This window comes from Variovorax sp. WDL1 (assembly GCF_001541225.1).
Taxonomy (GTDB): domain Bacteria; phylum Pseudomonadota; class Gammaproteobacteria; order Burkholderiales; family Burkholderiaceae_C; genus Variovorax.
On sequence record NZ_LMTS01000238.1, the window covers coordinates 152,918 to 164,074 of the forward strand.

At 67.8% G+C, this 11,157-nt stretch carries 9 protein-coding genes and 1 pseudogene; 5 read left to right on the top strand and 5 right to left on the bottom strand.

All coding sequences use genetic code 11. The features are described from left to right. The 4 genes and pseudogenes from APY03_RS44770 to APY03_RS29755 form a co-directional block, all read right to left on the bottom strand. Nucleotides 1-138 (bottom strand): annotated as a pseudogene (locus APY03_RS44770) (phospholipase); the annotation flags it as partial. Further along, complete coding sequence (locus APY03_RS29745; protein WP_068682697.1) at nucleotides 135-1,178, bottom strand: acyltransferase family protein; 1,044 nt, start codon at nucleotides 1,176-1,178, stop codon at nucleotides 135-137. The gene APY03_RS29745 and the pseudogene APY03_RS44770, both read right to left, overlap by 4 nt. A 7-nt stretch (nucleotides 1,179-1,185) precedes the next feature. Next, nucleotides 1,186-3,543 (bottom strand): Tex family protein, encoded by a 2,358-nt coding sequence (locus APY03_RS29750; protein ID WP_068682699.1) that lies wholly within the window; start codon nucleotides 3,541-3,543, stop codon nucleotides 1,186-1,188. 180 nt (nucleotides 3,544-3,723) lie between these two features. Then, on the bottom strand, nucleotides 3,724-4,638 hold the full coding sequence (locus tag APY03_RS29755) for a LysR family transcriptional regulator (RefSeq protein ID WP_068682701.1): 915 nt from the start codon (nucleotides 4,636-4,638) through the stop codon (nucleotides 3,724-3,726). A gap of 162 nt (nucleotides 4,639-4,800) precedes the next feature. Here APY03_RS29755 and APY03_RS29760 point away from each other — a divergent pair, with 162 nt between their 5' ends. The 5 genes from APY03_RS29760 to APY03_RS29780 all read left to right on the top strand — a co-directional run bounded on the left by APY03_RS29760 (nucleotide 4,801) and on the right by APY03_RS29780 (nucleotide 9,860). After that, entirely contained in the window at nucleotides 4,801-5,613 is an 813-nt protein-coding gene (locus tag APY03_RS29760; RefSeq protein ID WP_083944641.1) for a 2OG-Fe(II) oxygenase, read from the top strand. Nucleotides 5,614-5,619: 6 nt separating this feature from the next. Further along, nucleotides 5,620-6,423 (top strand): 2OG-Fe(II) oxygenase, encoded by an 804-nt coding sequence (locus tag APY03_RS29765; RefSeq protein ID WP_083944642.1) that lies wholly within the window; start codon nucleotides 5,620-5,622, stop codon nucleotides 6,421-6,423. Nucleotides 6,424-6,429: 6 nt separating this feature from the next. Continuing rightward, the gene (locus tag APY03_RS29770) at nucleotides 6,430-7,665 is read left to right on the top strand and encodes an MFS transporter (RefSeq protein ID WP_068682703.1); all 1,236 of its coding nucleotides are present in this window, start codon (nucleotides 6,430-6,432) and stop codon (nucleotides 7,663-7,665) included. Between the two features lie 150 nt (nucleotides 7,666-7,815). Further along, a complete protein-coding gene (locus tag APY03_RS29775) occupies nucleotides 7,816-8,379 on the top strand; it encodes a DUF2239 family protein (RefSeq protein ID WP_068682705.1) in 564 nt (187 codons plus the stop codon). Nucleotides 8,380-8,513: 134 nt separating this feature from the next. Next, nucleotides 8,514-9,860 (top strand): MATE family efflux transporter, encoded by a 1,347-nt coding sequence (locus tag APY03_RS29780; RefSeq protein WP_083944646.1) that lies wholly within the window; start codon nucleotides 8,514-8,516, stop codon nucleotides 9,858-9,860. Between the two features lie 10 nt (nucleotides 9,861-9,870). Here APY03_RS29780 and APY03_RS29785 read toward each other — a convergent pair whose 3' ends face one another. Continuing rightward, complete coding sequence (locus APY03_RS29785; RefSeq protein ID WP_197913180.1) at nucleotides 9,871-11,100, bottom strand: hypothetical protein; 1,230 nt, start codon at nucleotides 11,098-11,100, stop codon at nucleotides 9,871-9,873. Between the last annotated feature and the right edge of the window lie 57 nt (nucleotides 11,101-11,157).

Here is an 11,157-nt window from a genome sequence, read left to right on the forward strand (position 1 = left end):
TTGGTCGATCGGCCCGAGGATCAGCCCCTTCGGGCCGCCGGCCGCGCCCGGGACGGTGCGCACATCCTGCGGCGCCAGCCCGTTCGCGGCAATGTGCGCGCGCGCCGCCGGGCCCGCGTAGATGCGCAGGGCCTTCATCGCTTGCCCACGAGCACCCCGAGGCCGAGGACCTGCAGCAGCCAGCCGACGCCAAGGCCGCCGAGCATCGTCGCGGCGACCACGGCGAGCAGGCCCCAGGGGCCCGCATGCGATACGGCGAAGGCCGTGAAGCCCGTGCTCCTGCTGACCTCCAGCATCGCGACATTGGCCACGTAGATCGCGAAGGTGTTCCTGCCGATGAAGGCGACCACCCGGCCCGCCACCCCAGGCTGCCGCGGCGGCCCGCGATCGGCTGCGACGGCACTCATCAGCAGCAACAGGGAGGCGAGCGTCACGGTCAGCGCCAGATAGGCCGAATGCTCGGTGAACAGCCGGCTCTCGATCGGCGCCGCGAGCAGCAGCAGCACCCCGACGATGCCCAGGCCCGGCCTGCGGCCGACCTCGCCGCGGGCCAGTGCGATGCCCATCGCCACGTAGGGAATCCAGTAGATGAAGAGCCGGTCGCCGACCGCCGAGATCCACCGGTTCTCGAACAGCCAGTAGCCCGCGGCCACGTTCAGCGCCACGCCGGCAGCGATCACCGGCAGGGTCGGCGCCTCGGCCACCCATCGCCGCAACAGCGGGAAAAGCAGCGTGAGCTGGAACAGGATGACGAAGTAGTACTGCCCCGACCAGCCGTAGCCTCCGAACCAGCCGCCGACGATGGTGTGCAGCGGCGTGGCATCCCAGCGCCCGTCGTAGAACTTCTCGATGTAGAGCAGGGTCCAGGCGATGTAGGCCACGCCCAGCTCGACCAGGCGCTGGCCCAGGTAGGCCAGGTGCGTCCCCGGCCCGCGGCGTGCCAGCGCCTTCTCGAGGTAGTAGGCCCACAGCCCGATGAACACCGGCACGCCGAAGCGGTACACATCCTCGAAGGGCAGCCCCGCGTGAATGCCGACCACGCCGGCGATGGCGGCTGCCTTCAGGTAGTCCGTGTGCAGGTCGCGAGTGCCGGCCGCTGCGGCAGTTGCGGCGGTTCGCGCCGGTAGGCCGTCGTCGCGATCGGCCGGCTGGCGAAGATCAGGTTGCGGGCTTCCCATCAGGTTCCTAGGGCTTGCGCAGGCCCTGCAGCTTCGCGAAGGCGCTGGCCATCTGGCCGGCGGGCTGCGGCGCGTTGTCGCGACGCGCGCCTTGCTGTCCGCGCCCCGCCCCTTCGAAGCGGTTCTCGCGCGGGCCGTCGCGGCGGCCGGGCGCCGCATCCAGCTTCATCGACAGGCCGATGCGCTTGCGCGCCACGTCCACTTCCATCACCTTGACCTTGACGATGTCGCCGGTCTTCACCACCTCGCGCGCGTCGTTGACGAACTTGTGCGAGAGCTGGCTCACATGCACCAGGCCGTCCTGGTGCACGCCCAGGTCGACGAAGGCGCCGAACTGGGCCACGTTGCTGACCGTGCCCTCGAGCACCATGCCTTCGACCAGGTCCTTGATGTCCTCGACGCCGTCGTTGAAGCGCGCCACCTTGAAGTCCGGACGCGGATCGCGGCCCGGCTTCTCGAGCTCGCCGAGGATGTCCTTCACCGTGATGACGCCGAACTTCTCGTTGGCGAAGAGCTCCGGCTTCAAGGTCTTGAGCATCTCGGCACGACCCATCAGCGCATCGATGGACTTGCCCGTCTTCTCGATCATTTGTTCTACCACCGGGTAGGTCTCGGGGTGCACCCCCGTCATGTCGAGCGGATTGGTGCCGCCGCGGATGCGCAGGAAGCCCGCGCTCTGCTCGAAGGTCTTGCCGCCGAAGCCTGTGACTTCCAGCAGCTGCTTGCGCGTGGCGAAGGCGCCATTGGCCTCGCGCCAGCGCACCACCGCCTTCGCGACGCCCGCGGACAGGCCCGAGACGCGCGACAGCAGCGGCACGCTCGCGGTGTTGAGGTCCACGCCCACGGAGTTCACGCAATCTTCAACCACGGCATTCAAGGTACGGGCCAGCTCGCTCTGGTTCACGTCGTGCTGGTACTGGCCGACGCCAATGGATTTGGGATCGATCTTCACCAGCTCGGCCAGCGGATCCTGCAGGCGGCGCGCGATGCTGGCGGCGCCACGAAGGCTGACATCGACGTCAGGCATTTCCTGCGAGGCGAACTCGCTGGCGGAATAGACCGAGGCGCCCGCCTCGCTCACCACCACCTTCTCGACCTTCAGCGGCGGCGTGCCGGCCTGCTCGGCCATCTTCGCCAGCAGCTTGATCAGGTCCGCCGCCAGCTTGTCGGTTTCGCGGCTGGCGGTGCCGTTGCCGATCGCGATCAGGTTGACGCCGTGCTTGGCACACAGCTTGCCGAGCGTGTGGAGCGAGCCTTCCCAGTCGCGCCGCGGTTCGTGCGGGAACACGGTGGCGGTGTCGACCAGCTTGCCGGTGGCATCGACCACCGCGACCTTCACGCCGGTGCGGATGCCCGGGTCCAGGCCCATCGCGACGCGCTGCCCGGCCGGTGCAGCCAGCAGCAGGTCGCGCAGGTTGTCGGCGAAGACCTTGATGGCGACCTTCTCGGCCTCCTCGCGCAGGCGGGAGAACAGGTCGCGCTCGGTGGAGAGCGAGAGCTTCACGCGCCAGGTCCAGGCCACGCACTTGCGGATCAGGTCATCGGCCGCGCGGCCTGCATGGCTCCAGCCCAGGTGCAGCGCGATCTTGCCTTCCGCGATCGAAGGCTTGCCCGGTTCGGGCTCGATGGGCAGCACCAGCTTGGCGTCCAGGATGTCCAGCGCCCGGCCGCGGAACACTGCCAGCGCCCGGTGCGACGGCACACGGCCGATGGGCTCGTCGTAGTCGAAGTAGTCGCGGAACTTGGCGACGTCGGCGTTGTTCTCGTCCTTGCCCGCCATCAGGCTGGACTTGAACAGGCCTTCGGCCCACAGCCATTCGCGCAGGCGCTGCACCAGCACCGCGTCCTCGGCCCAGCGCTCGGAGAGGATGTCGCGCACGCCGTCGAGCACCAGCTGCACGGTCGAGAAATCCAGCCCGTCGGCGGCGGGCTTGACGAAGGCCGCGGCCTCCTCGGCCGGGTTCAGCGTCGGGTCGGCGAAGAGCCTGTCGGCCAGCGGCTCGATGCCCGCCTCGCGCGCCATCTGGCCCTTGGTGCGGCGCTTGGGCTTGTAGGGCAGGTAGAGGTCTTCCAGCTCCTGCTTGGTGGGCGCGGCATCGATGGCGGCGCGCAGCTCGGGCGTGAGCTTGCCCTGCTCCTCGATGCTCTTCAACACCGCTGCGCGGCGCTCCTCGAGTTCGCGCAGGTAGGCAAGGCGTGCCTCCAGCTCTCGCAACTGCACATCGTCGAGTCCATCGGTGGCCTCCTTGCGGTAGCGGGCGATGAAGGGCACGGTGGCACCCCCGTCGAGCAGGTCGACGGCGGCCTTCACCTGGTGCTCGCCGACCTTGATCTCGGCGGCGAGCTGGCGAATGATTTTCTGCATGTCTGGGGGAGGTTCGCTGCGGACGCCGCGCGGCGCCTGCGGGTGGCGAGAAGAAGAGAAAACGAAGCGGGCAAGTTTGCCATAGGGCGCGGATCGTCTTGCACGACCCGCCCGCGCACACTGCAACTGATCTTGTTTCGCCCGATGCCCTCTTCCGGCGCCTGGCGGATCAGCCGCGCACTACGCCGCACACCGGCGCTGCGCCGACGCGGACGCCATCGGCGTCAATTCATCCAGGATCGCCCGTACCCGCGCCGGCACCATACGGTTGGCCGGCATCACCGCGTGGATCGGCGTGCTGGGGGGCCGACAGTCCGGCAGGAGCTCGATCAAGGTGCCGGCAGCCAACTGGCGGTTCACCATGTAGTCGGGCAGTTGCGCGACACCCAGCCCCAGTTCGGCGGCCTGGGCCATGGCCTCGCCATCGGAGAACCGGAACTGGGCCGCGGCACGAAAGTCGCGCTGCCGGCGGCCTTCGCGAAAGTGCCAGACCTGATCGCGACCGCTGGTCGGCATGCGAAACAGGATCGCCCGGTGTCCGGCCAGGGCCGACACATCCTCAGGGCGGCCATGGGCGTTCAGGTAGGCCGGCGCGGCGCACAAGACCCAATCCTGGCTCGCGATGCGCCTCGCCACCAGGCGCGAATCCGACATGGCGCCGATGCGGATTGCCAGATCCACGCCCTCCTCGACCAGATCGACGAAGGCATCCGACAGCCGCGCATCCAACCGCAGCTCCGGGTGCTTGGCTGCGAGCTGGACGATGGCGGGCATCACGCGCTCGCGACCGAACACGACCGGCAGGTCCACCCGCAAGGTTCCGCAGGGCTTGGTCAGCGTGCCCAAGGCTTCGGCCTGAAGCTCCTCGAGTTCGGCGATGACCCGCTGGCAGCGGTCGAACAGCCGCTCGCCATCGGAGGTCAGCGTCACGCGCCTCGTTGTGCGATGAAAAAGCCGCAGCCGTAGCGTCGATTCAAGCCGGCCCACGGCCTTGGCGACCGTCGAGGGTGTCGTCCCGAGCTCTCGCGCTGCGGCGGCGAACGAGCCGTGCTTGACGGTCTCGGTGAATGTCAAAAGCCACTCCATTCCCAGCATGCCAATCCTCCCTATTGCAGAAATTTGTTCCTCAGTGTCACGCCTGGCGTGCGCATTCTCAATCAGGGATGACGAGCGCAAACTGCCGGCCTTCGACGCACTCGAGGTCAGTCTTCACGGCCTCGCAACATCATGGCAACGGCAATCAGGGAGACCGCACACATGGACACGTTCATCGATGATGAGCATGACTCGAAGCTCGTTCTGTCGGCCAGACGCGGCGAGCTCAGCGCACAGGCCCTCGTCGCGCTGGCCGGCGGCGCGGCCATGGTGCTGCACATACGCGGCTTCGTCGACCCCACCACCTGCGCGCTGCTGGCCCAGCGTGCCGAGCACCTGGGCTATTCGTCCTACCTGAACGTCCCGAGCGTGCGGCGCATCGGCATGGCGTTCTACGAAACCGAAGGCAAGCCGGCGCTCATCGACAGCTACTTCGCCTCGGCGCCACGGCATCTCTCCGACTTCAGGCGCGCCTGCGCGCCCTTCTGCTCGCCGATCGACACCTTGCGCTGCACGCTCGACGAGATCTGGCCGCGCGGCGCGCGCCTGCAGTCCCTGGGCGGCCGCAAGATGTTCGTCGGCCTCTCGCGCAATGTCGAGCCCGGCACCACCTTCCTGGCACACCACGACATCTTCGCGGAAGACGCCCCGGAACAGCCCGAGGCCATCAGCCTGAGCGCGCAGTTCGGCGCCAACATCTACCTCCAGATGCCCGGAGCCGGTGGTGCGCTGCTGATGTGGAAGGACGAGATTGCGCCCGCAACGTTCAACAAGATGCGGGGCGAGGACTACGGCATTCCCATTGGTCGACTGGGTCCGCCGGATGTCAGGGTTCGCCCCGCGCCGGGCGACCTGCTGATCTTCAACTCTCGAAAGATGCATGCCGTTTCGCCCGGAACCGGGCGCAGCCGCCTTGCGTTGTCCTGCTTCGTCGGCTATCGCGGCGAATCCAATCCCCTGAGCTTCTGGAGCTGAGACACCATGTCCAACGTTATCGAAAAAAGGCCCCGCGATCTGCTCACGGTCCGAGATGGACTGAGCCACCAGGCGCTGCAGGCCCTCACGCGTGGCGAAGCGCTGATTGTGCGCATACCCGGCTTCGTATCGGCCGGCGTGTGCCAACTGATCGCGCGCGGCCTGCTTCGCCAAGGATACGACGACTATCTCAATGCGCCCGCCGTCGGTCGTATCGGGATGTCCTTCTTCGAGACCGGCTGCAAGGCCGATGTCATCGACCAGTACTTCGCCACCGCGCTCCCCAACATCCGCCTCCTGCGCAATGCATGCTCGCCCTACCAGTGCCCCATCGACGTCTTTCGATGTGCGGTCGACGAGGCCTGGCCCTCCGGCGCAAGTCTTCAGAGCCTGTCCGGACGCAAGATGTTCGTCGGCCTGTCACGCAACATGCGACCCGGCGCACCGCTGCTGGCGCACCACGATCTCTTCGCGCGGCTGGCGCCCCATGACGCCGAGGCCAACGACCTGCTGATGCAGATGGCGGTGAACATCTACGTCAATGTGCCGCAGCACGGCGGCGAACTCATGATGTGGCGCGACGAGATCACGGACGCGGAATTCCTGCGTCGACGCGGCGACAAGTACGGCATGGACATCGAGCCGCTGGGCGCGCCCGATATCGTCGTGAAGCCGCAAACGGGCGACCTGATTCTTTTCAACGCACGCAAGCTGCACGCGGTAGCGCCTGGCGCCGGCTCTGACCGGCTGACCCTGTCCTGCTTTCTCGGCTTCCGTGGTGATTCGCACCCGCTGACCTTCTGGAGCTGACGAAAGATGGCGCCGATGACCAGCGGCCGGGCGCTTGTCGTCTTCGCCGTCTTCGCACTGGGCTACTTCCTCTCATCCTTGGTGCGCGGCGTGACCGCGACACTAGCGCCGGCACTGACCCAGGAGTTCGCACTCTCGTCGAGCCAGCTCGGCCTGCTCGGCGGCGCCTACTTCCTGGGCTTCGCGATGCTGCAGTTGCCGCTGGGCAGGTGGCTCGACCGCTTCGGGCCCCGGCGCGTGTTGAGCCTCTCCCTGGCCGCGGCGGCGCTCAGCTGCATCGCCTTTGCGGTGGCGGGAGGTTTCGTGTCCTTGCTGCTGGCGCGCTTCATCTGCGGCGTGGGCGTGAGCGCGTGCCTGATCGCGCCGCTCACCGGAGCACGCTTGTGGTTGCACGGCAGCCAGCAACAAAGCGCCAATGCATGGATGCTGATGGTGGGATCCCTGGGTCTCCTGACCGCCACGCTGCCGGTGCAATGGGCCCTGCCGCTCTACGGCTGGAGATCGCTGTTCCTGGTGCTCGCCCTCTTCTTTGCGCTGACGGTGCTCGGAACGGCATGGCAAGTGCCGGCCATGCAAACCCCACCGGCACCCGCGCGGCGCAGCGGCCTGTTCGCGAGCTATGCGCCGATCTTCGCGAATCGCTACTTCCGCCGCATGGCCTGGGTCGGGTTCGTCAACTACGGCGTCCTGGTGGCAGTGCAGACCCTGTGGGCCGGCCCATGGATGACTGCGGTGGCTGGCTATTCCGCTGCAGAGGCTGCGCGCGGCCTGTTCGCAATGAACCTGACGATGCTCTTCGTGTTCTGGTTCTGGGGCGTGGCCAACCCGCGTCTCCATCGGGCGGGGTTGACTGCCGAGCGCATCATCGTGTGCGGCTTGCCGTTCGGCGTCATCGCGCTCGCGGCCGTCGCCTGGTTCGGGCCTCGCGCGGGCTGGGAAGCATTTGCCATCTACTGCGCGCTGTCGAGTGTTCTGGCGCTCACGCATCCTGCCGTCGGCATGGCCTTTGCGTCACACGAGGCCGGACGCGCCATCTCGGCATTCAACCTGCTGCTGTTCGCCGGCGTCTTCGCCACCCAGTGGTCCGTCGGCGCAGGCCTGGACTGGCTCCAGGCAGCGCATTGGCGCGTCGTCGATGCCTACCGCGCGGTGTTCGCGGTTCTGGCGCTGGCGTGTTGCCTTAGCTATCTCTGGCTGCTGCAAGGCCTGACCGCTGAGAGGCCGGTGGCAGCCAGCGCCTGACCGCCCGGGCAGCAATCGGCGGCATCGGAGCAGCCCCTTGTCGAATTCACGACGGGCGTCAGGGCGCTTGGGCGGTCCAGGGGAGGACTCGCGCGAAATTTTCACCCGGGTAGATCGCGGAACGCGTTTTGCCCGGGTATTATTCGCCCCATGTCCTCTGTTCCCGATCCCACCCTCACCGCCTTCGCCGGTTTCGAGCGCGTCGCCGGCGGCTCCCGCGCCGAGGTCATCGCCCGGCTTCGATTGCACGCCGAGACCGAACCGGTTTTCGTCTTCGATGACGCCACCGGGGAGCGCCTCGATCTCGACCTGCGCGAAGACACCTCCGCCGCCTCCGAAGGCCCCGCTGCCGAAGAGCAAGCCACCCGCGGCGTCGGCCGGCCCAAGCTCGGCGTGGTCGCACGCGAAGTCACGTTGCTGCCGCGCCATTGGGACTGGCTCAGCCGCCAGCCCGGCGGCGCTTCGGTAGCGCTGCGGCGGCTGATCGACGAGGCGCGCCGCGTGAATGCCAACCGCGATGCGCAGCGCGCCTCGCGCGAAGCCGCCTACCGCTTCATGAGCGCCATCGGGGGCGACCTGCCGGGCTTCGAGGAGGCGGCGCGCGCGCTGTTCGCCGGCGAGGGCACGCGCTTCACGGAGCTCGTGGCCGCGTGGCCTGGAGACGTACGCACGTACCTGCAGCGGCTGGCAGCCGCGGCGTGGATCGGCCAATGAGCCGCGCAACACCTGCCCCGCCGATGGAGCCCGAGCACATGGAACACGCCGGCCAGATCGCCTCCCCACAGGCGACAGTGGCCGATCCGGTGCCGGCACAGATCGCCTCCAAGGCCAATCCCCGCGCCGCGGCCATGGCCTCGCGCCCGCTGTGGAAGACCTTCCTGATCTTCCTGGCGCCCATGCTCCTGAGCAACATCCTGCAGTCGCTCTCGGGCACGCTCAACAACGTCTACCTGGGCCAGATGATCGGCGTGGGCGCGCTGGCGGCGGTGTCCAGCTTCTTCCCGGTGATGTTCTTCTTCATCGCCTTCACCATCGGCCTGGGCGCCGGCGCCTCGGTGCTGATCGGCCAGGCCTGGGGTGCGCGCGAGCCCGAGAAGGCGCGCGCCGTGGCCGGCACCACGCTGACGGTGGGCGTGCTGTTCGGGCTGTGCGTCGCGGTCTTCGGCGGCGCCTTCACGCAGCCGATGCTCGCCGCGCTCGGCACGCCGGCCGACATCCTGGCCGACGCCACGAGCTATGCACGCATCATCCTGATCGCGATGCCGGGGCTGTTCGTGTTCCTGCTCTCCACCGCGATGCTGCGCGGAGTTGGTGACACGATGGCGCCCCTCTATACGTTGATCATCTCGACCACGCTCGGGCTGGTGATCACGCCTGCGCTGATCCGCGGCTGGTTCGGCCTGCCGCAGATGGGCGTCGCCAGCGGCGCCTGGGCCACGGTGATCTCGTTCGTGGTCGCGACGACGTGGCTCGCCTTCCACCTGCGGCGCAAGAAGAGCCCGCTGGCGCCCGACGCCGGCTTCGTGCGGCACCTGCGCGTGCGCCCTGCGCTGCTGAAGGCGGTGCTCAAGGTGGGCGTGCCGACCGGCGTGCAGATGATCGTGGTCTCGCTGGCCGAGCTCGCCCTGCTCTCCTTCGTCAATGCCTACGGCTCGGAGGCCACCGCGGCCTACGGTGCGGTGAACCAGGTCGTGGCCTACGTGCAGTTCCCGGCCATCTCGATCGCCATCGCGGCCTCGGTGCTGGGTGCGCAGGCCATCGGCGCCGGCCAGGTGCAGCGGCTGGGCGCCATCGCGCGCACGGCGCTGATGATGAACCTGGTGCTGACCGGCGGGCTGGTGCTCCTGGGCTACCTGTTCTCGCGGCCGCTGATGGGCTTCTTCATCACGAGCGAACCGGTGATCGAGGTGGCGCAGACGCTGCTGCACATCATGCTGTGGAGCACGGTCATCTTCGGCATGGGCGCGGCCCTGTCGGGGATCATGCGCGCCAGCGGCTCGGTGCTGGTGCCGACCTCGATCTCGATCTTCTGCATCGCGCTGATCGAGGTGCCGGTGGCGTGGTGGCTGAGCCATCGCATGGGGCTCAACGGGATCTGGGTGTCCTACCCGGTGGCCTTTGCGGCGATGCTGACGCTGCAGGCGAGCTACTACCGGTTCGTGTGGCGCAAGAAGGCGATCCGCAGGCTCATCTGAGGGTGCGTGCCTACTCGAACACCTCGTCCCCCGTCGGCTCGTAATGCGGCACCGCATTCATGTCGTGCCGCAGCTTCGACAGTTCCCAGTACATCCTTCTGCGCGCCCGGCTCTGGTTGCCCAGCGGCCGGTGCTCGGCAATGGTGTGCCACGGGTTGTATGACAGCTTCTTCGCGAATTCCATCTGCGCGGATGAATCGAAGCTCTGCCTCGGGATGCGCAGCGTGGCCACGCTGACGCGCGGCGACAGCTTCTCGGGCCACAGCACGCCCGCGTTCTCTATCGGCATCCGGTGCGGGTCGGTCTGCATCTGCAGGCGGATGTCGAACTCCACCTCTTCCCTGCCCAGGGTCGCGGCCATCGCCTGGCGCAGGTAGTCGTCGGGCGGGCGCAGCGGCAGGCGCGGGATCGGCGTGCGCTTCGTCGACTTCGGCCATATCGAATACTGCATCGCCTGCCCTTCGCCCAGCAGGTACGGCACGCAGCTGAAGTACGGCGCCTCGAGCGGGCTGGACTGCGTCTTGATGAAGAGCGACTGCATGACCAGGTCGAGCACATGCGACTCGCGCAGGTTGATGAAGTAGAAGATCTGCGCGTTCTTCACGCTCTCGATCTGCAGCGCTGCGTTGGCCTTGACATCGGGCGTGACGAAGGTGGGCGTGGAGACGCCGAACATGTCCAGCGTGTGCTGCTCCTCGTCCATCAGCTTCGGGCCGGGCACGCCCATGAGCTTGATGCTGATGCTCATGAAGCCCACGTCCTCGATGTCCGGCGTGATGTAGGGCCCGGGGCCCGAGAAGCGCACCCAGGCGCGGAAGCGCTGGGACCTGGCGTAGATGCCCCTTTTCATGTGGACAGGAATGTCGTCATGCACGATGAACTCGCCGCGCACGATGCCCTGCGTCTTGGTGTTGCCGCCGCGCTCGTAGCCGCCGGGCTTCCACAGGTCGCGCATCTGCTGCGTGAAGCTGCGCACGATCGAGTCGACGAACTGCTCCTCGCCGGGCAGCAGTTTCTCTTGCGCGATCGCGAGGCCCTCATTCGGCCGGCGGCTGTTGATCAGCGCCGTGGTCAGGCGCGCCAGCGGGTCGCGCAGCAGCGCGTCGAAGGCTGGGCGCACGAAGGGGTCGAAGCGCCGCTCCAGCTGCAGGAGTGCCATGCCGGAGTCGCTGACGAAGTTCTTCAGGGCCGAGCCGGTGTTGGCGCGTGGCGCGGGGCGGCTCGCGTTCGAATTGGTCATGGTCTTGCTCCCTCCTCTGAGTCCGGAGCCGGGATTTCGCCCCGGCGGGCGAGTCAC